The 23686-nt window shown below is 39.1% G+C and carries 20 protein-coding genes and 2 pseudogenes; 11 read left to right on the top strand and 11 right to left on the bottom strand.

The window, feature by feature from the left end:
* Window positions 1–294: pseudogene (locus tag VB711_RS20605) on the top strand (type IV secretory system conjugative DNA transfer family protein); the annotation flags it as partial.
* Window positions 260–1246 (top strand): type IV secretory system conjugative DNA transfer family protein, encoded by a 987-nt coding sequence (locus VB711_RS20600; protein ID WP_323288149.1) that lies wholly within the window; start codon window positions 260–262, stop codon window positions 1244–1246. The pseudogene VB711_RS20605 and the gene VB711_RS20600, both read left to right, overlap by 35 nt.
* 164 nt (window positions 1247–1410) lie before the next feature.
* On the opposite strand, the gene VB711_RS20595 is transcribed toward VB711_RS20600, so the two are convergent.
* Window positions 1411–2514, bottom strand: a complete 1104-nt coding sequence (locus VB711_RS20595) for an alkene reductase (protein WP_323288148.1) — start codon at window positions 2512–2514, stop codon at window positions 1411–1413.
* Between the two features lie 479 nt (window positions 2515–2993).
* On the opposite strand from VB711_RS20595, the gene VB711_RS20590 reads away from it, so the two are divergent.
* Window positions 2994–3596, top strand: coding sequence for a GUN4 domain-containing protein (locus tag VB711_RS20590; RefSeq protein WP_323288147.1), 603 nt, complete (start codon window positions 2994–2996; stop codon window positions 3594–3596).
* A gap of 73 nt (window positions 3597–3669) precedes the next feature.
* On the opposite strand, the gene VB711_RS20585 is transcribed toward VB711_RS20590, so the two are convergent.
* The 8 genes from VB711_RS20585 to VB711_RS20550 all read right to left on the bottom strand — a co-directional run bounded on the left by VB711_RS20585 (window position 3670) and on the right by VB711_RS20550 (window position 13081).
* Window positions 3670–4326: a hypothetical protein gene (locus VB711_RS20585; RefSeq protein ID WP_323288146.1), complete on the bottom strand. Its 657-nt coding sequence runs from the start codon at window positions 4324–4326 to the stop codon at window positions 3670–3672.
* Window positions 4327–4389: 63 nt separating this feature from the next.
* On the bottom strand, window positions 4390–4554 hold the full coding sequence (locus tag VB711_RS20580) for a hypothetical protein (RefSeq protein WP_323288145.1): 165 nt from the start codon (window positions 4552–4554) through the stop codon (window positions 4390–4392).
* 67 nt (window positions 4555–4621) lie between these two features.
* Window positions 4622–4981, bottom strand: a complete 360-nt coding sequence (locus VB711_RS20575; protein ID WP_323288144.1) for a hypothetical protein — start codon at window positions 4979–4981, stop codon at window positions 4622–4624.
* A gap of 124 nt (window positions 4982–5105) precedes the next feature.
* Window positions 5106–6326 carry a DUF1998 domain-containing protein gene (locus VB711_RS20570; RefSeq protein ID WP_323288143.1) on the bottom strand — a complete coding sequence of 407 codons (1221 nt, stop codon included), beginning with the start codon at window positions 6324–6326 and terminating at the stop codon, window positions 5106–5108.
* Complete coding sequence (locus VB711_RS20565) at window positions 6250–7215, bottom strand: DEAD/DEAH box helicase (protein ID WP_323288142.1); 966 nt, start codon at window positions 7213–7215, stop codon at window positions 6250–6252. The genes VB711_RS20570 and VB711_RS20565 overlap by 77 nt, the downstream gene beginning before the upstream one ends.
* Window positions 7216–7335: 120 nt before the next feature.
* The gene (locus tag VB711_RS20560; RefSeq protein WP_323288141.1) at window positions 7336–10086 is read right to left on the bottom strand and encodes a hypothetical protein; all 2751 of its coding nucleotides are present in this window, start codon (window positions 10084–10086) and stop codon (window positions 7336–7338) included.
* Between the two features lie 446 nt (window positions 10087–10532).
* Window positions 10533–11528 (bottom strand): DNA polymerase III subunit delta, encoded by a 996-nt coding sequence (holA, locus tag VB711_RS20555; protein ID WP_323288140.1) that lies wholly within the window; start codon window positions 11526–11528, stop codon window positions 10533–10535.
* Window positions 11525–13081, bottom strand: a complete 1557-nt coding sequence (locus VB711_RS20550; protein ID WP_323288139.1) for a helix-turn-helix domain-containing protein — start codon at window positions 13079–13081, stop codon at window positions 11525–11527. The genes holA and VB711_RS20550 overlap by 4 nt, the downstream gene beginning before the upstream one ends.
* A gap of 478 nt (window positions 13082–13559) precedes the next feature.
* On the opposite strand from VB711_RS20550, the gene VB711_RS20545 reads away from it, so the two are divergent.
* From VB711_RS20545 to VB711_RS20520, 6 genes are all read left to right on the top strand, one after another.
* Window positions 13560–14336 carry an RNA polymerase sigma factor SigF gene (locus tag VB711_RS20545; RefSeq protein ID WP_323288138.1) on the top strand — a complete coding sequence of 259 codons (777 nt, stop codon included), beginning with the start codon at window positions 13560–13562 and terminating at the stop codon, window positions 14334–14336.
* A gap of 218 nt (window positions 14337–14554) precedes the next feature.
* A complete protein-coding gene (locus tag VB711_RS20540) occupies window positions 14555–15349 on the top strand; it encodes a hypothetical protein (RefSeq protein ID WP_323288137.1) in 795 nt (264 codons plus the stop codon).
* A 78-nt stretch (window positions 15350–15427) separates the two neighbouring features.
* Window positions 15428–15673 (top strand): hypothetical protein, encoded by a 246-nt coding sequence (locus tag VB711_RS20535; protein WP_323288151.1) that lies wholly within the window; start codon window positions 15428–15430, stop codon window positions 15671–15673.
* A gap of 261 nt (window positions 15674–15934) precedes the next feature.
* Window positions 15935–18250 (top strand): hypothetical protein, encoded by a 2316-nt coding sequence (locus VB711_RS20530; RefSeq protein WP_323288136.1) that lies wholly within the window; start codon window positions 15935–15937, stop codon window positions 18248–18250.
* Window positions 18251–18448: 198 nt separating this feature from the next.
* Window positions 18449–19186 carry a PspA/IM30 family protein gene (locus VB711_RS20525; protein ID WP_323288134.1) on the top strand — a complete coding sequence of 246 codons (738 nt, stop codon included), beginning with the start codon at window positions 18449–18451 and terminating at the stop codon, window positions 19184–19186.
* Between the two features lie 283 nt (window positions 19187–19469).
* Window positions 19470–20237 (top strand): PspA/IM30 family protein, encoded by a 768-nt coding sequence (locus VB711_RS20520; protein ID WP_323288133.1) that lies wholly within the window; start codon window positions 19470–19472, stop codon window positions 20235–20237.
* A gap of 157 nt (window positions 20238–20394) precedes the next feature.
* Here the strand turns inward: VB711_RS20520 and VB711_RS20515 are convergent.
* Window positions 20395–21025 (bottom strand): annotated as a pseudogene (locus VB711_RS20515) (restriction endonuclease subunit R).
* Window positions 21026–21200: 175 nt separating this feature from the next.
* Here VB711_RS20515 and VB711_RS20510 point away from each other — a divergent pair.
* Window positions 21201–21536, top strand: coding sequence for a thioredoxin family protein (locus VB711_RS20510; RefSeq protein ID WP_323288132.1), 336 nt, complete (start codon window positions 21201–21203; stop codon window positions 21534–21536).
* Window positions 21537–21600: 64 nt separating this feature from the next.
* Window positions 21601–22815: an LL-diaminopimelate aminotransferase gene (locus tag VB711_RS20505; RefSeq protein WP_323288150.1), complete on the top strand. Its 1215-nt coding sequence runs from the start codon at window positions 21601–21603 to the stop codon at window positions 22813–22815.
* A gap of 172 nt (window positions 22816–22987) precedes the next feature.
* On the opposite strand, the gene VB711_RS20500 is transcribed toward VB711_RS20505, so the two are convergent.
* Complete coding sequence (locus VB711_RS20500) at window positions 22988–23677, bottom strand: HpsJ family protein (RefSeq protein ID WP_323288130.1); 690 nt, start codon at window positions 23675–23677, stop codon at window positions 22988–22990.
* Window positions 23678–23686 lie beyond the last annotated feature (9 nt).

Here is a 23686-nt window from a genome sequence, read left to right as displayed (position 1 = left end):
CCCTTGGATTTTATGCGGGATGCAACAGATGGGGTAATGGCTGGGGAAATTGGTCAAGTCATTAACCGCAATGCTGCTAATGGAGGTAAAAGTGATGAGTTTTTTGCTAAAGCTGGGGATTTGTTAGCAAAAGCACTATTACAGTTAGTCAAGGGTTCAGCTTACCCAGATATGGCCATGCTGTATGCGGTGTTGCGGTTGCCAAAATTGGTACAACGTCTTGATCATGCGGTACAGTCCAAACGCTTAGATGAATGGGTTGCCACTTCGTTTATGTCAGTTTTTGAGTGCTAAGGACGCAGAAAAGACTATTTCCGGGATTTTGACGACAGCCGCCGGGACTTTCTCATCTTTTATTCAAGCTGATTTGTTACGGGCATTCATCGGTAAATTGGATATTCCTACTCAGCTATCAGGTAGAGAAATGGTGGTGTTCAAGCTAGATGATGAACGTCGCAGTGTGGTTGGTCTTTTACTGGCAGCAGCAATGCACTTAATGATTGTCGGTAATTTGAGCCACCCCTGTCAAGACCCGTTGATTATTTCTTTGGATGAATTACCATCAATTAAGCTGGATAGACTGCCTCAGTGGATTAATGAATACCGTTCTAATGGGGCTTGTTTTATCTTAGGTATCCAAAGTTTAGAGCAGCTTTACGATATTTATGGCGATAAAATGGGGAGTGCGATCGCTTCGGCTTGTAGTACCCATGTTCTGTTCAATCCGGGTAATTACAAAACGGCAGAGGATTACTTAAAGCGTTACGGGGAAAAGGAAGTGCTGATTAAAAATCGGACTACAGGGCGATCGCTTGGTGGACAAATGAGTCGTTCCATTAGTTGGAGTGAGAACTTACAAAAAATGCCTGTTATCAGTGCAGATGAAATTCTCAAGTTTCCCCAAGGTAAATGTGTAATTACCAGTCCCGGTTACAGTTCCGGGGGACAAGCATCAATTCCTTATCCTTTAATTATTCCGGTGTCGAAAACAGATGAAAAACGAGCTAAGGACAGTGAAGCACTTTGGGACACACAAGTTAGACTGGCTTTAGAAAGTCAGGTGAGAATTCCTGATATTAAGATGTTGACACAGGCATTGTATGACCGCATTGAGGAAGCAGGACGGATGTTGCCATTACCAGAGGAAGATGTGGTAACAGTACAGGGGTCTGGTAATCATCAAGAAACTGATGTTTTGGAGAATTTTACAACACGAGTTTATCAAACTCCAGGATTGCAAGGTTGACAGGCAGTAATTACCAACGCCAACCAACCGCAGGGAGCGATTGCGCGGAGCGCAGTGCCAGAGGCGATCGCCACGAATCACAAAAAATATTTCTAGGCAGGTTTTGGGAGTGCCAATCACCAAGTTAAAGCAACTCTGAAAATCGGCACTCCAAGGTCATAACTTTACGCTTCTGCTAAAAAGGGATAGTCAGTGTAGCCCTGTTCTGTGCCGCCGTAAAAGGTACTGCGATCATAGGGATTTAACGACGCATTCAAGGCAAAACGTTTCACAAGGTCAGGATTGGAAATATAGATGCGACCATAGGCAATCAGATCAGCTTCGCCCTTGGCGATGATTTGTTCGCCAATTTCACGGTTTAATCCGCCAGCGGCAATAATTTTGTTGTTAAACAGGGGACGGAAAAAACCAGAGGTGAGGTCGCTACTGAGATGTTCTAGGGTATCTTGGCTCCCATTGAGACGGGGTTCGATGAGGTGCAGGTAGGCTAAGTTAAATTTGTTGAGTTCCTGCACCACATAGCTGAAGAGGGTCTTGGGGTCTGAGTCGCCCATATCGTTAAAACTGCCGGAGGGAGATAATCGCAAACCAATGCGATCGCCACCCCAGACTTCAATCACGGCTTCCAGAACTTCCATCAAAAAGCGCGAGCGCTTTTCTACTGAGCCGCCATAGGCATCGGTGCGGTGGTTGGTGCAGTCTTGCAAAAATTGATCAATCAGATAACCATTTGCACCATGTACTTCAACACCATCAAAGCCTGCTTCGAGGGCATTTTTCGCACCTTGACGATATTGGTCAATCACACTGGGGATTTCTTCGAGTTCAAGGGCGCGGGGCGCGACGTAGGGTTTCATGCCTTCGTAGGTTCCGACTTCTCCTGTTGGAGCGATCGCGCTAGGGGCAACGGGTAATTCACCATTTGGCTGAAAATCAGGATGGGAAATGCGCCCAACGTGCCAGAGTTGCAGAAAAATGCGACCACCTTGGTCGTGAACCGCTTGGGTAACTTTTTTCCAGCCAGCAATCTGTTCAGCAGAATGGATGCCGGGGGTAGCGGGATAACCTTGTCCTTGGGGACAGACTTGGGTTGCTTCGGAAATAATCAGTCCAGCGGTTGCTCGTTGTGCATAGTAGGTGGCATGGAGTTCGTAGGGAACGTTACCAGCCGCAGCACGACAGCGGGTTAAAGGAGCCATTACCAGACGATTCGGTAAGGTGTAAGTACCGAGTTGTATAGGGGTTAATAATTGCAGCGTGTTATCCATAAGTCTAACTGGAATCGTTTTTAAGTATCTAGGATAATCTATATCAAAATTTCATTCTTGTTCCTTTTCCTGTCGCGAGAATCGCTACAACAACCATAATTATAATATCAGTAAATTTGCGATAAATACTTTTTTGATTTGCTCACTTCCAGGTCAAATTATATCAGTAGACCTCTTGCATAAATACTTTGGTGTTGCCAAGAATATTCTTGAAAAGATCACGCAATCGCGCTTTTCTGCGAAACGCTACGCGAAAGCGTGCCTCTTACAGAGAAACTACGTTAACGTGTAACGTGCCGGAGGCATATCTCGCAGAGTAGGCGCAAAGACGCAAAGAAGAATTTGAAAATCACGACTTTTGCAAGAAGTCTAGTTAATCATCTGTAGTGGGAGTCTCCTATAAATTTTAGATTGACAAAAAATGTATTGTACCTGAGAAAATACCTATATAATCAGCAATATATCTTTAACATCAAATTATGAGAACTTCTCCAACCAAGTGCTTACTGACTATTTTTTGTGGAATGATCACTCTATGTAGCATAGTTCCCTCAAGTATAGGGTCAAAACCAAAACCTAATTCACATTCCTACATATCTAAACAACCAAATTACACTCAACTGAAAAAATTATTAGCAGCAGGTAAATGGAAAGAAGCTGACTTAGAAACTTGGAAACAAATGGTGATGTTTTCAAAATCTGGTGATAATTATCTTACCTCTGATGAAATGAACAACTTTCCCTGTAATCATCTTGGTATTTTAAACCAACTTTGGCTCAAGTCCAGTAAAAACCGATTTGGTTTTAGTGTTCAGCGCAAAATTTGGCAAGATTTTGGAGGTAAAGCGAATTTTGATGAGAATATCTACAGAAAATTTGTGATTCGTGTTGGCTGGTATACAAAAGATTCAACGGTTATCGGTGGTTATCGGACTATTAATACTAATAATCTCAATTATTCCTTGAAAGCTCCTCCAGGACATTTACCTGGTATTCCTCTATCAGATTATGGTGTTGGTGGTGGTTTTGGTGGTGCTAGTGGTTGGCGTTTTATTCCCCGTGCGGCATTTTGCAAGATTTAGTATGAATTTTTCATCGAAGTTCACCGCAACAATGCTGAGTAAAAAAGTAAATTTGGTATTTGACAAAAGAGGGTTAAATGATAACTTCAGATATATCATCTAAATTGACCAGTAACGATATATCCTGATTAATTTTATTTGATTGGGCATCATTCTCTTGAGGTTGATTCAGGAGTTTAATTAACCATCTTTCAGTCTGCCGATGATACTTTTTATGCCAACGTATATTTAATCTTTGGGGTGGTTTTACATGGTCTAATGCTAAAATCACAAGCTGCATTTGGTTAGGAATAACTGAGTATTGAACGGTCGTAGTCCACAATTTTACTCGGTCTTGCCAGCTAAACTGAGGATGACGCACAGCCCATTCATAAAGTCTGGGAATACCTTGTTTAAATGCTATATTTGTGATGACTTGAATAAAGTAATTATCGTTATTAATCATTAAGGGGGCAATGACTGGGTTGTCAACTAATAACTTTTTACGAGATTGAAAAAGTTCGGGTGCAAGTTCCTGTACTTGAGCAACCCATTGAGCAATTTGAGGATGGGCATTTAATAAAGGTTCTACAGGTAGTTGTAAAAATAATTGTTTCATCAGCAAATGGAAGTTATCGGCAATAATAGAATCAACAGCAGAGTGATTTGGATGATGGTTTTGCTGAGTAAATAAAAGTTGTTGCTGTGTTTTCTTAATTTGTTGAATATCAGCCAGATTGATTATTGGCATAGTTGGGAGAAAATTACATCTCTCCCATGCAGCGGTTAGCTGCAAATTAATTATTTTGATTAATTATTGCCTTCGTTGTTTGGCTTTGGCAATGATTTCTCTCATGTTTAAGGGTGTAGATTCTCCACTATCAATACCTTCTTTAATCTTTTGTTTTAACTCAGCAAGACGTATTTGTTTCATGGCATCCTGTACTTTTTTAATGAACCACATAACTTCTCTAATCATTTTAATGATATTCCTTAAACATCCCACCTTCTAAGTTAGTATGATTGCTAGTTTCTTGAGTTAATTACTATGAAATAGATTCAGATAGCAAGCCTGACATATCTAATAATCGCTCAGACCAAAGACCAGATTGTTCTGCAACTTCTGTCCGCACTTTTTCATCTGCCCAAATATCATTCCAAGTTAATTCCCACATCGCTAATTGAACTTGAATATTCACCAATTCCTCAGCTTGAACAGGTTCTATTTCTGCTGCTGTCCACTCAATAAACAACTTTGTTTCTGAAATTACACTTTTCACCGCTTCTTTATAAGCAATCTGAGAAAATGACTTAATTCGTGCTAAATTAGCCGCTATATGTCCTAAGCGATTTGGTATATTGTTGAGTTGAAAACGAGCTTGTTTTTCATCTAAATTCTCGCTCATAAAAACCATCAAATAAAAGGTTGATTGTTTTCACTTTACTATGATAACTGATAACTTTTTTAATCCTACCCTATGAGTACGTTGTTAAGGGTAGGTATTTCTGCAAATTTAACAACTCAAAATGCTATGTTTCAGGTCTAGCAACTGCATCCAACAACACCAACCCCAGTTGCTTCAATAAAGCAGTATTCCCATCAGGACAGCCATATTGAATTAGGCACTTGGCACAACCAGTATGACAATTACAATCTCGTGCGATCGCCCCCGCAACCTCCACAAGTTTTGGCAGATGTTTAAACACAGCTTCAGCCGCACCATTGCCGCCATCACTGGTATCATAGAAGTAACCTATGTAATTGTTATTTTCCTCTAACTCCTTCACTACTGTAAAATTCACCTGTTTGGGGTCAACTCTCGCTACAAGCTGTAATGCTCTCATAATTTGATGTCCAAAGCTGTGCATAGCAATGAAGGGACTGGAATATTCCCACAACTGTTGATAACCAGAAGGTATCGGTTCTTGACTGCGGGTTAAACTGGTTCTAGTTTCTTTAGCAAACTGTTGGATGTATTCTCGCGCACTTGAGTTAATTGTTACTTTCACCATAGGGGCAGAAAACTGGGTGCGAAAAGGCTGTTCAAACTTGGCTTCTGACAGGGTTTTGACAATTACAGCTTTGCGGGTGAGTTTACGACATAGGGGACAACGCGGTTGTTGAGGTAAGGGTTCTTTATAGTTGAGACACCGTTTATTCAAACAAGTCTGCTCGTAAATTTGCGTCATTAAACTGTAACCGCTGGTAATGTGTTTAACTTCACCAAAACTCAGTTCTAGGGTTAAGTATTCCTGACATGACTTACGCAAAATCTCTCTCAAACCCTCATTTCTCTGTGTTCTCTGTGCCTCTGTGGTTCGTTTATTCCGTAACTCGTGCGTAAGTCCTACTTGACAGTCTTCAACTTCAGATAAAGGTGCAGAGTGCGAAATTTTCCCCTTTATTTTCTGTTCCTGTTCCCCCTGTTTCTTTTCTTCTATAGCATCTGAAGAAAACAGCAATGGTAAATTTACTGGGTCAGTTAACACAGTTAAACTACTGGTTTGTGATACAGTAGTTGCAACTGTAAAAATTGCCTTATCTGTTGTTTGTTTTAAAATCGCTAGTTTACTGTTAAGGTCTAAGGAAATACACTGGTAAGTTAGCATTTCTCCCTTCGCATTTTGGCGTTTATAAATAGCTTGGGGATGCACTTCTCGATAAGCGATATCTTCAGATATTTCCTCTAATTCTTCCCCAGAAATTGCATCTACTAATTTGATAGTTGTTTGCGCTTGGTTGGGTGACAATTATTTGTCTGGGTGGTGAAGCTGCGCCACTTTTGCGAATCCAAATTAAGGGTTTGGGGTTGAGTTTAGTGGGTTTTAAACCGGAGATTTTCAAAGCTAATTGTTTAGGATTTCCACAAGTAGCACTGAGGAAGATAAATTGCAGTTTTTGCGAATCACCACCGTAATGATCTACTGCTAATTTAATGCGGCGAATTAACCAAGCCATATTTGCGCCATAGCTACCGGAAAGGGTGTGTGCTTCATCAATTAAGATGTAGCGTAATTGTTGATAAAAGTTTGCCCAATTTGGTGATTTCCAAACTTGTTTGAGTTGGAAGTGAATTAATTCGGGAGTGACACCTAATATATGGGGTTCACTGGCCAGGATTTGTTCTCTTTCTGCTGATTTGACATCTCCTGTGATCATTGCTAGGACTGGGCGATATTTTGGGGGTATGGTAGAAAGTAATTGTGAGATTTTATGGAATTGGTCAAGTGCTAATGCTCGTAGTCCATAAAATGCTAAAGCTCGGTGTTCTTGATTGATGCAACCTTCGATAATGCCGGGGTATGTGCTGAGGGTTTTACCACTGGCTGTAGGGGAGGTGAGGATGAAACTTTTACCTGTTCTAATTGCTTGTAAGGCTTTGATTTGATGGGAGTAAAGTTGGGTGATTCCTAATGATTGTAGGGCTTTGATTAATTGTTTTGGTAGGTCTTTGGGGATGGTTTTGAGGTTAGGTTCGGTGGCGGGAATTGTTTGTTGATAGAGTATTTCTTCTGCTAGAAATTCGGCGATTTCTGTTGGTTCTGGGGGATGGTGATTGGTGTGGGAATTTTCGGCAATGGGTGTGGTAGGTGGTGTCCACAGGCTTTGTAGTAATAAGCTGTAGTTGGGCGTGTTCATGGTGGTGTTTTTTGAACTTTGCCCTCATAAATCCCCCAGTGGGGGAATGATACCAAAGTAGAATTGGTAATCTACGTAACTCCCGTAAATTTTTTAAATCGAGTTCAAAATTTTACATTTTTAATTTGTATGTCCGCATGAGCGACAAACACGAACTTGCTGATTTTTTTCGTTAACTGTCAGCATCATTCCTCTTGTTCCACATTGAGGGCATTGGGGTCCAGTTATCTTCTTATCTTTAGGTAGCTTGATTTTGTGATTACAGGAACGACATTGACGGTAGCGATAATTTCCTTTGCTGACTGTCATGGCTGGTGTGCCACATTTTGGGCAAATATCTCCTTGAGTATAAATATTACTGTGTTGCGTTCCACTTCCACAGTGAATACAGATATAATATTTTTTTTCTGGTGATTTATGTTTACTTTCTCGACTATCAATTATTGCTTCACATCCCCAGCAGTCATTTAAGTAAATATTACGGTCATGACCAATTCCATGTTTGCAAGAGAAAACTGTTACGCTGAATTTAGCCTGAAACTTAGCATATTTGATACGATGTGGCATCGCATCTTCACACACGGAACATTTTAATCTTAACCGAATTTCATTGATGCGATTAACCCAACCTGATAACTTTGGAACATAATCTTCAGGTTTTTCCATTTCCTTAATTTTCGGTACAATATCTGCTATTTCAAAAAGCTCTAGTAAAGACCAATCTCTCCAATCTTGTGAACAATCAGCATAAAGCCGCGCACCATAAGATGATCCAAAACTGGAATTATCAGTTTTCTTAGAGTCGAATAAATCACAAGCTGTTCTTAGTCTTGGGCAGTAAGCAAGAGAGACTCGGTTAGTTTTTAACTGCTTATCTTCATCTGTTGCCCAAGGTTTTGCGACACAATATTTAACTTTTTTAGGTTTACATAAGGGAAGTAATGGGTCTATATCTATAGTTTCAAGAGAAGTGTCTGCTTGTTGTATTACATAATCTATTAACAGTTCATCTACTTTTTGAAAACCTTGATTAGCACGATTTCGATTTTCTTTCACCCATATAATGTTGAGTACGCATCTAACCAAAGAGTCATTTTCTGGATAATTGTTTATGATTTTCTTCAGTGCATTTAGAAAGTTAGATGTATTTTTACTTTCTTTCTCCAACCGATAAACACACATTATTTTTGCTTTTCTCGATAAATAATGCCAAAAGGATAAGTCATCAGATTCTATTAATGACCATATTAAATTAACTTGCTCATCTGGAGGTAAGAAAGAAAAACATTGAAGTATGGGTTCTTGATATTTTAACCATTTTGGTAGTCTTTCTATTAATTCAATCTGTTCTTTAATAGAAAAAGTTTTGAGAATATTTGCTATTTTTACGATAATATCTTTATTTTCTACTGCATCTTCTTTTTTGAGTTTGGATAAAAGTATATTAACTTTCTCCTGTGCTGGCAAAAACTTTAATATTTCATCGTATTTTTTTACACTCTCTGGTAGTAAAGACAACAGTTTCGGAAGGTTATTGTTTAAATTTTCAGTTAGTAATTGTGAAATTCTAGCTATGATAAATTCATGATCATTAACATTATTTTTAAATTTGTCTACAAGGATAGTAATTTGTTCAATATGTGGTAAAAATCTTAAAATAGCATCGTGACTTTTAATCCAATATTTATCTTGAAATATGGAAATTAGTGAAGGAATTTCTTCTAGTGCAGATTCTTCAAGTATTTTAGCAATTTCTAAAAATTTATCTTGATGACTTAAATCTTTTGGATTACTAATTTGACTCACAAGTATTCCAATACGTCTATCTCGCGGTGCTATAGTCCAAATATGTTTTTCTAGAATAATATAATTAGGTATTAAGCCCCACAGAGAAATTGATGTTGAAACTTCTAAAATATCTTGCAAATCATTTAATAGTGTTTCTTTAATATGAGAATCATTTTGCACATGACTTATAAGTTCAATTAAGCATTTGATCTGTAGTTCTTGATTCAGTTTTTTACGATGTTCTGGAGCATCTAAATATAATTCATACAACTTATTTATAACCTTATTGCATAAATTTGAATTAAGATTTTGAGACTTGTTTATTATATTAAATATGTCTTCTCGTAAACTATCATCTATTTCTTTAGTGAAATCATCCATTAAAATTTGTAAGAATAGTTGACGTTGATCTTTATCAGGTATTACTGGTGTAAGACTTTCAACTTCAAAGTAAAGCGATATAGGTTCTGGTAGATCACGTAAAAAACGTCGTTTTTCCCATAATGCGTATCTGTTTAATTTTTGAGATGCTAAAGATACAGCTTCATCTAGAGAATGATTATTGAGATAACCCCAAAGTCCAAAAGCACAAAATCTAGGATCTTTGTGGCTCAGACAACGTTCAATAATATCTGAATCTGTTTCTTCTTTATTAAGTAAGCGTACATTTATTGCTCTACATTCATTGCCATCTCGCTGCAATTCAAATTTTACAAGTCTTCCTGGTTGTAAATCTAATTCGGAGCAATTAATTTCTTTTTTATGTACTAATATATTGTCTTGATAATCAGAGTCTATAAACCAATAATTATTGGGATTAGTAGAGTTACAAAAATTTTTCAGTTTGCCAACTTCCTTAAATAAATTTAAGTTTTTAGCTATTGCTTTATTAGTTTGCGGATTTATTTTTACATTAAATGTGACTAATATTCCCTCTCTCAAACAAGTTTCTTCACAACGAACTTGCTCTCTATAGACTTTTATTTGTGATCCATCTTCACGTTGAATATACCCAAAATTATTTTCTCTTCCTCTTGTGGAGTCATACCCACCAAACCACTTTACAAAACCAATTTCCCTCATGGTTCACCTGTGTTTATATAGTCTACATAACTATTATTGCCACAGATGCAGGACTTTTATACAGTCTGTACTCGTATTTTTCGTCAAAATTCTCACTCAAAGCCTTATAAAATCTATAATTGGTCATCAACCAAGATAATAAACCAGAAAATCATTCTCGACGTACTCAGTTCATGTATCGTCTCCTTGAGTTCGCTCACAAATTCCAACTCACAATTAAATTAGAGCCAAACCTAGCTATATCAAGGGTTTTGACTATTTTTTAGTATTAATTTTTCAAACGAACTCTGGGAGAGCCAAGCCGATTTATTTAATATTTTCCATAGGAATTATTTTTTCTATTTATTTTATCAACTCTAAATATCGACAATGATTAAAAATATTGTAGATTTTATACTAAGTTAAACTTACAGTAATAAAATCCACAATATCTAATCATACCATAATTAAGCTAGATTGAATAACTTAGTAATACTAAGAATTATTACCAACAAATCCCTACCCTCAACACCCCTCTTAATAGACATTTCCAAATCCAAAATCATAGTCACCGCTTTAGCCAAAGCATTGATACTTGTATTTGCTACCTCCTGACGCAAATAGTAAATACGATGAGGATTGCTGATATTACACAATTGAGCTAATTCACCATCCTTCTTCACCCCAGAAACAATCGCAGACTTCACCCATAACCAAGTTCTAAACTGCGTTAAAATAGTGCTGACAATCACCATTAAAGGTTGAGAACGAGACAGTAAATCATCCAACAATTGCAAAACTTGATGGCTTTTGCCTTCACGCATAGCCGCAGCCAATTGTAGGCTATTCTGAGTTTGACATGGAACTAACTCCTGTACCTCCGCAAGTTCTAACTTTCTACCCTGAGCATAGATAGACAGTTTGCGTAACTCAGAAGCTGCACGGGTCATATCATTACCAATAGCTTGTGCTAAATATGTCACCGCATCCTCTGACAACAGCAGTTTAATTTTCTTAGCTGTCACAGCATTATCAGTAGTGTTCCTGTAGAGTTTTGCAGGAAGCGAAACTATCGCCTGTTCAATCAAATCATACCGCCAAGGTGGTATCAACGAAAACTCAAACAACGTCCCATACTTGACCAAATGTTTGTAAACCTTCAGCCGCTTATCCACATTATTAGCCACAAACACCAAAATTGTCGAATTAGGTACTTGCACCAACTGTTGCAAGGTTTCCAACTCAGGATCACCCCACTGCTTGAGGTGGCAATTTTCCACAATTACCAGTTTTTTACCACCAGTCAGGGAACGAGTACGAGCCACACTCAAAGCTTTATCAAGCTGAATAGCCGGAAATCGGTGATAACATAGAGTCAGCCATTGGGTATCAATCTCCGTTTTGTACTGGTTTAGCTGTGACTGAATCGCGTATTCATCATCACCCGTGAGCAAAACAATCATCCTGTGACCCTCCCATTATGACTGTGATTGCTTGTCTTAATCAACACAGTCAGGGGTTTTGGACTTTGAGTAGCTCGTTGCAACATTTTAGCGATCGCCTCTTTGCTATTCTCAAACTTTTGCAGGTAAGCTGGTGTCACCTCTAAAATTGCCTTAGACCCTTGCAATTTCACCAGATTTGCATGAGCCAACAGCTTTTGATGGTTGGGTTTCGCCTTATCCATCACAGAAAGCCAAATTTGCGCTAAATTAGCAGTATTAGAAGTATTAGCGGTATTGGTTGCAACTGCTGGTAACAAGCTATCTTTACCTGGATCATCCACAGGTTTATCAGTCACCTTGTTGATGGTGTACGTGCCAAAAGTTGGTAACAATTTGCCATCATGCCCTGGTTTAACTTTTGTTTTTGTTGCACCCCCAGGCAATAAACCAGGCAGCAAATTGAGTAAACAAACCTCCAGCCACACCGCTGCATTGACCGTATACCGCAGATAATTTTCAGCTTTTTGTAACTCAGCTAAAGACAAATTCAGTGTCTCAAAATTCCAGTGTTTAGCAAAAGCTTTGAGTTGAGTATGGCTGACACAACCAGTCAGTAAAGCTTGTTCCTTGGGTGCAGACTTGATAATCAGTAAATCTCGGTATGTTTGCAGTAAATTTGAGATAATCAACTTGGGCGTTTTCCCAGAGTCTACTAATTCTCTGGCTACTTGCAGCAAGTTAAAAGTGTTGTTGGTAGAGATGGCCTGTAAAATAGCGATTAGCTCTGCTTCTGTGACACCACCAACGATTTCCATGACATGATGGGCAGTGATATCTACATCTAAAAGACTGGTCTGACCGAGTAATTGTAGCGCATCCCGTAAACCACCATCACTCAGTCGAGCGATCGCGCTTAATGCCTCATCATTAATAGAAATAGATTCCGCATCTGCTATAATACGGAGATGCTGCACAATTGTTTGAATTGATAAAGTGCGGAAATTAAACACCTGACAACGACTGACAATAGTAGGTAAAACCTTGTGCTGTTCTGTGGTGCAGAGAATGAAGACAACATGAGGTGGTGGTTCTTCAATACATTTGAGTAAAGCATTGAAGGCATTACCGGTTAAGCAGTGGCATTCATCTAAAATAAAAATTCGATAACGTCCGGCTATTGGTGCTAAAGTACCAACTGCCTTGTCTGCCAGTAACCGTAATGTCCAACGTGCCTGACCAGCAGGTGGTTCTCCACAACGCAAGGCGATTAGTTTTGCTTCCACCTCTCCATCAATAATCGTTTGACGAGGCGGCGTTTTACTGGGCTTGCGGTTTAATGCTGAATCTATACCTTCTTTTACCAATCGTTCCCTGAGATTTGCGACTGTGTTTCGGTGGCAACTAAAGGCGGTAGCAGCCTCCTCGTCCGTCCATCCTTGTCCATTGACATCAATGTTTAACAGAATATTGGCGTGCTTAATTTTGTAAGCCGCTGCTTTGCCTGTGGATACCAAATCTTGTAGGGTCTGCCGTTCTTCTTGACTTAACCGGACAATATAAGTCTTGAGCATAATCAGTTATGAGGATATCTGCTGAGGTTTACAGTTAATAGCCTCTCTCTTTTACTTCAAACTCATAATTTTTAGCTTGACAGACCACTAGCAATCTTTCCTATCCCCTGGGTAAATCCTGATATTAATACTTGCTTTATATAAGTTATATTCATGAATTTTTTGTAAAATTAGGTACTAATTCGGTTTTGAATTTAGTGATTTATTGTATAATTTTATTCTGGACAATAAGTCTAATAAGATACACACAAAAAACCAGATCAGTCAAATAGCAACCAGTATACAGACTTTGCCGATTTATTTTAGCGACATTGTTAAATAATCTGGATAGTTTTTCCTGGAATAAATAGCTATTGCTGATGGGGTTTGATGGGGGTTTAAGAAAGGAATTGCGGTAGAGAGTGCAAATCTCTATCTATGTTCAAAGTCATTAATCAAATAAATTATTTACCAAATTTACCAAAACCACCCAGGTGCCATGCTTAACACAGCTACCAATGAATTAAAACATGAGATATCTCAACTGCTGCGAGAGTATCAGCAATCACGATCAGAAAAAGTTCGCAATCAATTGGTAAAACTAAATTTTGGACTGGTGAGAAAAGAAGCTCACTACTGGATTAATCAATGTCATGAAAGCTACGAAGATTTACTTCAGGTAGGCTGCTTAGGTTTAATCAGGGCTGTAGAAAGGTTTGAACTATCTAAAGGCCACGCTTTTAGTTCCTATGCGACTCCTTATATTCGCGGTGAAATACAACACTATCTGCGAGATAAAGGTGTGACAGTCCGAATACCCCGACGGTGGTTAGCACTCCAACAACAGGCCATAGGAATATCCCACTCTTTACGTGAAAAATATAATCGCCAACCTACAGATGCAGAGTTAGCAGCAGCTTTAGAAATTACTCTATCTGAATGGCAAGAAATTAAATTGGCATGGATAAATCGATCGCCCTTGAGTTTAGATGTACCAATTCAAGATGGAGAAGAGGGTTCTACTTGTCTGGGTGAGTTAGTTCCAGATCCTAACTATCGGAGTTTCCAACTAGCTCAAGAAGATCAGATTCGTCTACAACAAGCTTTAATTCAGCTAGAAAAGCGGACTCGCGAGGTTCTAGAATGTGTATTTTTACAGGATTTAACACAAAAACAAGTAGCTGAACAATTGGGGATTAGTGTAGTAACGGTATCTCGTAGAGTCAAAAAAGGGCTAGATTTACTCAAAAATCTGATGAAAGCCGGGGAGGATTAGCTATCAATGGGTTAAAGCAAAATTGAACCTGGGCTAGAGTGTGAAAAATAACCGTTACAATGTCAGAATATTAGGTTATAAACGGTTATAAACAAATTACTGACAACTCTGGGTCTTGAAACCGGATAGAGTCAAAGAAACAAAAAACGCTTGTAATACCAATTTCAGGCGTGTTGATGTTCACAGGTAAATTTTCCCGTAGCTTTTGAGAACAGCTAATGTATAAACCATCCCTAATCACATTTACAGCTATTTTAACTATAGCGATCGCTGGGTGTACTATCGGCGATACAGGCACACCAGAAGCCACTAACACGGCTGACCCTAACGCCACTCCCCCAGTAGCAACCAATACTGAACCACAAATTCCCACCTTTCAAAATCCTCCAATCGTACCACCCCAAAACACACCCCCAGTTACACCATCAGTTCCTAGTTTGATTCAATCCACGAATACCAAAGAACGATTAGACTTATTAACAAGAGGACGACCTGACCCATTTGCTCAAATTATTGGTCAACAAGTACCTCTATCTCAAGTACCTCTATCTTCTGACACTCCAGGAGGAATCAGACAAGTTCCTACATTGCCTCCCTTACCTGTTTCCATAGCACCACAACCTAAACCACAGATTAAACCCCAACCTAAACCACAAATTAAACCCAAACCTAAACCATCTGTGGCCAATGTTTTACCAAAGGTTCAACCTCAAGTTATTACCAATCCTCCCTTAGCATCTGTATTACCACCAACACCACAACCTAATGCTGCTAAAGCGGTTTTAGTCACAGGAGTAGTTTTAATTGGTAAAGCACCCCAGGCAATTATTAAAGTACCGGAAGAATCAACAGGTCGTTATGTACGAGCCGGACAACGATTGGTGAATGGGGTTTTAATTAAACGCATTGAAATGAATAAAGGTTCTAATCCTGTGGTGATTTTGGAACAAAATGGGATTGAAGTCTCTAAAGAAGTAGGAGAAACATCTGCTATCACTCCTAATCCCTCCTAGTTGATCAAATTTATCTGGTGGTAATACTATTTCGATGTTGATACCAGTTACTAATTAACGCAAGTTCACAATTATATGGTGCAGAGTAAAGAAAAAATTGAATTTGCTGGTTTGCCTTTAGCTGTATATCGAGAGATAGCGGCTCATCTATGTCAGTTGGAAGGAGTGAAAGTAGATTTAATTCCCCAAACTTCTCCAGATTTTGATTACAATCAAAGCCAAATCAGTGGTTTGCATATTAGTTGGAACGACAATGTTAGTTTAGAAAATCGACAACGATTTGGGCAAATTTTGGCATACTATCAAAACCGTTATGGTGTTTGATTTCTGGAATGTAGAGATGTTCTATTGAGCGTCTCTACCAAGTTTCTAAGTAGGTTGGCTTTAAAAATTGTCGTGATAAGATAGGAAAGCTTAAAAAATCTTATTTTTCGTTACATATTTCTGTTTTTCTTCTTCTTGCCTACTAGAGAAGATTGAGAACAATACAGATAAAATAGGTAGTGCAATTTTTAAATGCTGAGGTAAACTGACAAACAGGTACAAGGCAAAATTGACTGATCTTCGGGTTTGGTATTACTGACGATGGAAAACTGGCAATTTCTGATACAGAAACAGGGCGATCGCTCTTGGCAAACTCTGGAATCGCCAAATCTGCAAATTTCAGAAGGATTTTATAGGATTTTGGCTCGTTCTCACCTTCCTAATATAGATGTGGAAGTGCGGGTAACTCACTCGTCAACCCAGAAAGTTCCAAAACGGCAAATTTCTAAGCGATCGCGTCGTACTAATGCAGAAGGACTGATGGCTGTAATTCCCTTTACTCACCTGAACACAGGTCTGTGGGAACTACGGTTGTCTGGTGATTTAATGGCAGATATGCTTGGTCAATCTTGGCAACATAAGCTGTTAATACAAGTCTCCCCCTCACAATTAATTCAGCAGTCAGAAATATTGGAGGCTGAAGAACAAGACACCAATACCTTGAGTGAAGAAGATGCAATCAATCAACCAATTAGTCCAGTTTGGTTCAACGGTGAGACAGTAGAACAGATTTTACAAAACTTAATGGAAATCGCCATACCTAACACTGAATCCTTATTGGAAGTAGAAAAGGTAGGGAATATTCCACCAATTTCCGCTAAATTACCATTTAAATTAACTTTAGATCAAGACACATATATTGCTCTTTGGGGAAAGGCTTTAACCATTAATGGTTATGTGGAACTGCAAGAAGCAGAATCTTCTTCAATAGACCTTGATTCATTACAATTGGTAGTTGAATTGCGATCGCCGTGGGAATCTCAAATCCTCTGGCAAATCCAACAGCCTATACCAAATAAACAACTACCCTTCATCTTCAGCACATCCATTGATATTCCTGCTAACTGCGAATCTAAACTGATTTTGGCAGATATCAATTTGCACGGTACACTAACTGATGTTAGTCAAAAAATCCTGCTAGGTAGCCATAGTTTCACAATTACAGCAGATGTTTCACAACTACTAGCAATCACCAAAGCCCAACCTACAAATCCCAACTCATTAGCCGAAAATAACGAACCAAAAACACAGGAACAACCCACAAAATCAGAATCATCGCTTAACCTGGGTTTGGAACTTTTCAACTTGGTTAAAACTCCAAAACTAGCTCATTTTAGCCTTTTAAAACCATCTCCAACCCAAACCCTACCACCTCTAATTAATCCCAACTTACTATCTACCACAGAGGCAAATTCACTAAAACTACCAAAACTCCCTGAAAGTCAAAAAAAGACAGATGATCCTATCCCAGAAGCAGCTAGTGTCATCCCCCCCATTAATTTGCGAAAGTTAGTAATTAAACCAAAGCAAAAAACTTTTCCTTTCTTGAAACCCTTAGCACCTTTACCAGATAATAAAGAAGCACCAAAAACCCGTGAACTACATATCTGGAAATTTGTTAACTCAAGGGCATCTCAGCATTTATTAGCCTCATCCACAGCAGAAATCACCGGAGAAATACTACCTAGCTACATACCAGATGAGGATGAATTAGCTAGAGAAGAATTAGATAATATAGATGATCAAATTACGATTTCTCCTAGAGAAGAATTAGATAACATAGATGATCAAATTAGAACTTCTCCCAGAGAAGAATTACCAACAATCACCAGCTTAAATACATATCCATTACTCAGGAAATGGATGGAGAGTCAAGGACACATTTTACCTGAACCTCTGCAAATAGAAAGCTTAGACGATGAAATTGATCAATCAATCCAAGAACAGTTACTAGATATTGATCTAAATCTTAATCAATTAACCCAGGAACAGTTATTAGGTATTGATCTTAATCAATCATTGAATGTGGATGAAGAGATAGAAATACCCGTTGAAAATATCTCACCAGAAATTATTATCCCCACCCCAACTCCTTGGTTATCTCCAGAAATCGTGATCGACGATCTTGATAGTGAATTAGGAATTGAGGAAGACTACAAGTTCCTGACAGATGTAACACAAGCAGCATTAGAATTATCCAGTGTCAACAAAGAGGCTGTGCCAACGCCCCAATTATATCTACCAGATGGTGAACTGGTTGCAGGTCAGTCTGTGAGAGTGCGCGTAGAACTACCTTACACATCTTTACCATTAGGGGTAAAATTATGGGTTGAAGATTATCAGACTCGGAGATTACTAGATGGTCCCCATCTGCTACAACACTTATTACCTAACGCTTTAGGAGGACAGGAGGGGATGACTCAACTGAATATTCCCTTTGGCTGTTTAGAAATTCGCATCGAAGCGATCGCCCTCAATCTCCATACCCAAGAAGAAAGTCACAAAGTCAAAGTCATCAAAACCGTAGTTCCTCCCGACTTACCCAATGTCCACCCAGATCAATTTTTTGGTCTATAAAGATTGGTGATGGGTGATTGGGGATTGGTAATAAATAATTAATTATTCCTCCCCTGCCTCCCCTGCCCCCGGTCACTGAGCGTAGCCGTAAAGCCTAACGGCATAGCTGACGCTTACCGCGAAGCGTCTCGAAGAGAAGTGCTGCCCCCTGCCCACAGTAGAATATATATAGGTGTCTAAAATTCGGTTGCTGGCATTATGGAATTGATGAAGCGTGTCCTGCGGGTGGTTAGTGCTAATCTCAACAGTTTAGTCAGAGATGCAGAAGATCCAGAAAAAATTCTGGAAAAAGCCTTTATGGAGATGCAGCAAAATTTATTAGAATTGCGTCGGGGAGTGGCGATCGCGATCGCTACTCAAAAACGCACAGAACGCCAAGCTGCTGCTTCTGTCTCCCAAGCAGAAGAATGGTATCGTCGCGCCCAAATAGCCTTAAAACAAGGTAATGAGTCTCTAGCACGGGAGGCCCTCACCAAACGCCACGCTTATCAACAAACCGCGAAAACCCTATCTAATCAGCTAGAACAGCAAGGAGATGTGGTCGGAAAATTGAAGCAAAATATCCGGGAACTGGAGTTGAAAATTGCTGAACTAAAAACGAAAAAAGATATGTACATCGCTCGCGCACGTTCGGCTGAAGCCTCCTATCGACTTCAAGAAATGCTGAGTGGAATGTCTGATGTAGCGAATACAGGCGTATTGGAGCGGATGGAAGAGAAAGTGCTACAGATAGAAGCTCAATCCGCAGCGATCGCTCAATTGGGTGCTGATGATCTCGAACAAAGGTTTGCAACTTTGGCATCGGTTAATAATAATGATATAAATGCTGAAATAGCAGCAATGAAAATTGAAATACTTAATCAGGTAGACAACACAAAGCAAGATATAGCAGGAGTCAGGAGTCAGGAGTCAGGAGTTAAGAGTCTCTTGCCATAAGGCTTTTACTGTAGATTCTGTATCTCATTCAAGTGCATACCGCTATAATATGGTCTTAGAGGTAAAGCAAAGCACAATATTATCTCCTCAAGAGCAGTTACCGAACAGTCCCTAACGATCAATGTTGGGTAGTTACTGTAGCTGATTTATAGCTTTATGATTCACAATAGTGAGAATAGACTACCCTAAGCCGACAAAATTCAATAGGCATACATAGTTACTAAACTGCAAAAAAGCTAACTGTCCAACACAGCGCGTAAACCTCGAAAGGAAAAATAAAGTTATGGGATTATTTGATCGCCTTAAACGAGTTGTTAATGCTAACCTGAACGATCTGGTAAGTAAAGCAGAAGACCCAGAAAAAATGTTAGAGCAAGCCATCCTGGAAATGCAAGATGACTTGGTACAACTAAAACAGGGGGTTGCACAAGCGATCGCTGCTCAAAAACGGACTGAAAAACAGTATAATGATGGTCAAAATGAAATCAATAAATGGCAACGTAACGCCCAACTTGCACTGCAAAAAGGCGATGAAAACCTAGCCCGTCAAGCCTTAGAGCGCAAAAAAACTTACACAGAAACCAGTGGCGCACTCAAAACCAGCCTAGATCAACAAGTTACCCAGGTAGAAACCCTCAAACGCAACCTGATCCAGCTAGAGAGCAAAATTTCTGAGGCCAAAACCAAAAAAGAAATGCTCAAGGCTCGGATCACCACCGCCAAAGCCCAAGAGCAACTGCAAAACATGGTCAGTGGCATGAATACGAGCAGTGCCATGGCCGCTTTTGACCGGATGGAAGAAAAGGTACTGATGCAAGAGGCTCGCGCTCAGTCATCCGCAGAGTTAGCCGGTGCAGATTTAGAAACCCAATTTGCCCGGTTAGAATCTGGTAGCGATGTAGATGATGAGTTGGAACAAATGAAATTGCTGATGTCCGGTGGTCTAGAGCAAAAAACACTACCAGCATCACAGCCAACCTCCACCGCAAAACCTGCTGAACCAGTTGATGCTGATTTAGAAGCTCTCAAAAAGCAATTAGATAGCCTGTAACTTTTCCAGACACACAATTGAAAATAAGGTGTTGCTGACACCCAAGTATCAATTTAGGTGTAGAGACGTTCCATGGAACGTCTCTACAAAGGCTGACTTCAAATCAGCAACGCCAGAAATAATCCCACGCCACTCAGTTGTGGGATTTTGCCTCCTATTAAGCCGTTACCAATTGGGTTAAATGCTTGAGGATACGCAGCACATCGTACAATTCATTTCCAGGGTTACGCATTAAAAAAACCCTTTGATAAAGCATAAAGGGGTGGTTTTCCTTTAATCAATTTCACAAAAATAAATTCGCTGCCGGTGGCAATCATCCCAAAACTGGGTTTGTCAGGATATGGATTACCTAACATATAAGCTAAAATTTGCGCGAGTCCTTCTTCAATAGAAAATGAAGCTTTTTTTGATTCAATAATCATCACCCAGAATTGGTCTTTTAAAACTAAAATATCCATTCTGCCTTTAATGATTACATCTTCATCGGGTACGTTGATATCTATAGATTCTTCAGATTTTACATAGAACCGAGATAAGTAAAAATCCCCGATAAAAAGTATCGGATCTACAATAGCCATTCTCACAACATCTTCTAACAATGGTGGATAATTGAGAAAATTTAAATAACCGGCTTTGACTTTATCTACAAGTTGTTGATCTAAATCTGTAAGTTCTGGCAAATCCTCTTGCCATTCATAGAAAAATTGCTGATCTAAAACTAACTGAATGCCAAAATTATCAATTAAGTAGCGTAAGTCAATATTTTCTCCTTGAACTATTTGTGCCATAATATTGCTAATTGCTAATTCAGAAAATATTATACTTTCATTCCTCTGTGAACTCTGTGCCTCTGTGGTTAGTTTTTCAGTTACTTCTGCTGAAGTCCTATTTGATTGCTTGCCAATTCCCTGATAAAGTAATTTGTGTGTAAACTTTGATTAATGCCACCTAATGGAGACAATCATGAACGAGGGTGTAATCATTATAAATGATGCTGAGTTTGAAAATGTCGTGTTAAAAGCCGAACAACCTGTACTGGTTTACTTTTGGGCTTCTTGGTGCGGTCCTTGTCAATTGATGTCCCCATTAATTAACTTAGCGGCTAAAACCTATGGCGATCGCTTGAAAATCGTGAAAATGGAAATTGACCCCAATCCCACCACTGTCAAGCATTATCAAGTGGAAGGAGTCCCCGCATTGAGGCTAATTAAAGATAGAGAACTACTAGAATCTATCGAAGGGGTGATTGGTAAAGATAAATTACTCAGTTTTCTAGATAAGCATTTAAATGGTAATTAGTCGAGAGCAGTCAGCGATCAGCTAATGTCTGAATGCTGACAATTAATTAACAATTTAATGCCTAATAACTAAAATGCGATTTGCGAATCGGTTACAACCTTTACAATCTAACGTATTTGCTGATATGGATAGAGCTAAGGCTATGGCTTTGGCTGCTGGACAAGAATTAATTGATTTATCATTGGGGTCTTCAGATTTACCTGCCCAACCCCACGTCATAAAAGCGATCGCTCGTTCTCTAGATGACCCAACTACCCACGGTTACTTATTGTTTCGTGGTACTCAGGCTTTCCGTCAAGCTGCTGCTGGGTGGTATGAAAAAAAATTTGGTGTTAAAGTTGACCCAGAAACAGAAGTTTTACCTTTAATTGGTTCTCAAGAAGGGACAGCCCATTTACCCCTAGCCATACTCAATCCCGGTGATTTTGCCCTATTGCTTGATCCAGGCTACCCTTCCCATGCGGGAGGAGTTCATTTAGCCAGTGGCCAAATTTATCCGATGCCATTAAAGGCAGAAAATGATTTTTTACCAGTATTTAGCGATATTCCCGTCTCTATTTTGGCTCAGTCGCGGTTGATGGTGTTAAGTTATCCTCATAATCCCACCAGTGCGATCGCTCCTTTATCTTTTTTTAAAGAAGCTGTCTCTTTTTGTCAACAACACAATATCGTTTTAGTTCACGATTTCCCCTACGTTGATTTGGTCTTTGCAGAAGCAGAAACTTCATTTCCCCAATCCCTAGTTCCTTCAATTTTGCAAGCTGACACCGATAAAAGCGTCTCCATTGAATTTTTTACCCTGTCAAAATCTTACAATATGGGTGGTTTCCGCATCGGTTACGCCATTGGTAATGCCCAATTAATTCAAGCATTAAAACAGGTGAAAGCAGCCGTTGATTTTAACCAATATTTGGGAATATTAAATGGAGCGATCGCTGCCCTCACCGGAGATCAACATAGTGTCCAAGCTGCTGTATCCACCTTCCGTCAACGCCGTGACGCTTTTATTAACGCCTTACACCAAATTGGTTGGAACGTCCCCACCCCCGACGCGACGATGTATATTTGGGCTAAATTACCCGCACCTTGGCATCAAAACTCTATTGAATTTTGTACTCAGCTAGTAAAAAAAACTGGTGTAGCCGTTTCTCCCGGTGCTGGTTTTGGTCAATTTGGTGAGGGCTATGTTCGTTTCGCTTTGGTGCAAGAACCACCTGTATTAGAAACTGCTGTAGGGAGAATCGCTGATTTTCTGCAAACATCAGCTAATTTGTATTAATAATCAGGGGAAATGGCAATAAGCAACATGGAAATTATATATTTTTCTTGCCATTTTTCCCCCTATTTCGCAGTCTGTAGGGTGCGTCAGACAGAATAATTGAGGCTAAAACCACTAATTTTTAAAATACTGACGCACCTCAATTATTTTTTATTTGGAAATCTCTTAAAGCCTATTTAAGACGCGCCCAGCGTGTTGTACGCCATAGCCAAATAAAAGCAAAAGCACAAATTATAGATCCCAAATTCCATTTAACAGAACTTTTTATCAGTTTCAGACGATTACTTCTTTTTGCTGCATTTGATTGATTTTTTACATCAGTCTCTAATCGCTCAATTTGAGATAAAATTTGCTTTTTCACATCTTGAGGATTTTTTAAATCTGGTGTATTAGCGGTGGGGTTTAAGGATTTGAAAATTCGACTTATATCTTCATCAGTTGTTACTTTTCCTAACAAATCTTTAACTCTTTTTGCTTGCTCAAGTTGTTGGGATGAATTACTAATAATTTGTGCATTGTTTTGTTTATCAATACGCCAGCTACTATTAATTCCTAAAGGTAGTAACAAAATAAATAAAACCCCCATTAACAAACAACACCAAGATAAAACTCTTAATACCAAAACTTCAACTTTCTTATTGCGATTATCGCTTCCTCCTATAAACACAAGTACCATTCCCAGTAAAGGTACAGGTGTAACTTCTACTAAAGCCCCCACCGTCTGAAGTTCCCAATTAGAATTTGTAAATCGAAGTGGTATGAGAATATTCATAACTTCTAGTAAAGCTAATATTAATAATATATAGCCTACAAAACGAAATTGAAAATTAGAACGCCAATAATTTCCTTCTAAGTTATTCATGAATAATAC

This window comes from Cronbergia sp. UHCC 0137, from assembly GCF_034932285.1.
In the GTDB taxonomy this organism is placed as follows: Bacteria; Cyanobacteriota; Cyanobacteriia; order Cyanobacteriales; family Nostocaceae; genus Cronbergia.
The sequence above is the reverse complement of the archived record's forward strand: the minus strand, read 5'-3'. Positions and strand labels throughout refer to the sequence as shown.

Bases quoted from the DNA above. Each gene is read 5' to 3' on its own strand.
- VB711_RS20590 (WP_323288147.1), top strand. From the start codon at position 2,994: ATGAGAACTTCTCCAACCAAGTGCTTACTGACTATTTTTTGTGGAATG.
- VB711_RS20545 (WP_323288138.1), top strand. From the start codon at position 13,560: ATGCTTAACACAGCTACCAATGAATTAAAACATGAGATATCTCAACTG.
- VB711_RS20500 (WP_323288130.1), bottom strand. From the start codon at position 23,677: ATGAATAACTTAGAAGGAAATTATTGGCGTTCTAATTTTCAATTTCGT.
- VB711_RS20530 (WP_323288136.1), top strand. From the start codon at position 15,935: ATGGAAAACTGGCAATTTCTGATACAGAAACAGGGCGATCGCTCTTGG.
- VB711_RS20540 (WP_323288137.1), top strand. From the start codon at position 14,555: ATGTATAAACCATCCCTAATCACATTTACAGCTATTTTAACTATAGCG.
- VB711_RS20585 (WP_323288146.1), bottom strand. From the start codon at position 4,326: ATGCCAATAATCAATCTGGCTGATATTCAACAAATTAAGAAAACACAG.
- VB711_RS20510 (WP_323288132.1), top strand. From the start codon at position 21,201: ATGAACGAGGGTGTAATCATTATAAATGATGCTGAGTTTGAAAATGTC.
- VB711_RS20595 (WP_323288148.1), bottom strand. From the start codon at position 2,514: ATGGATAACACGCTGCAATTATTAACCCCTATACAACTCGGTACTTAC.
- VB711_RS20550 (WP_323288139.1), bottom strand. From the start codon at position 13,081: ATGCTCAAGACTTATATTGTCCGGTTAAGTCAAGAAGAACGGCAGACC.
- VB711_RS20520 (WP_323288133.1), top strand. From the start codon at position 19,470: ATGGGATTATTTGATCGCCTTAAACGAGTTGTTAATGCTAACCTGAAC.
- VB711_RS20575 (WP_323288144.1), bottom strand. From the start codon at position 4,981: ATGAGCGAGAATTTAGATGAAAAACAAGCTCGTTTTCAACTCAACAAT.
- VB711_RS20560 (WP_323288141.1), bottom strand. From the start codon at position 10,086: ATGAGGGAAATTGGTTTTGTAAAGTGGTTTGGTGGGTATGACTCCACA.
- holA (WP_323288140.1), bottom strand. From the start codon at position 11,528: ATGATTGTTTTGCTCACGGGTGATGATGAATACGCGATTCAGTCACAG.
- VB711_RS20565 (WP_323288142.1), bottom strand. From the start codon at position 7,215: ATGAACACGCCCAACTACAGCTTATTACTACAAAGCCTGTGGACACCA.
- VB711_RS20525 (WP_323288134.1), top strand. From the start codon at position 18,449: ATGGAATTGATGAAGCGTGTCCTGCGGGTGGTTAGTGCTAATCTCAAC.
- VB711_RS20580 (WP_323288145.1), bottom strand. From the start codon at position 4,554: ATGATTAGAGAAGTTATGTGGTTCATTAAAAAAGTACAGGATGCCATG.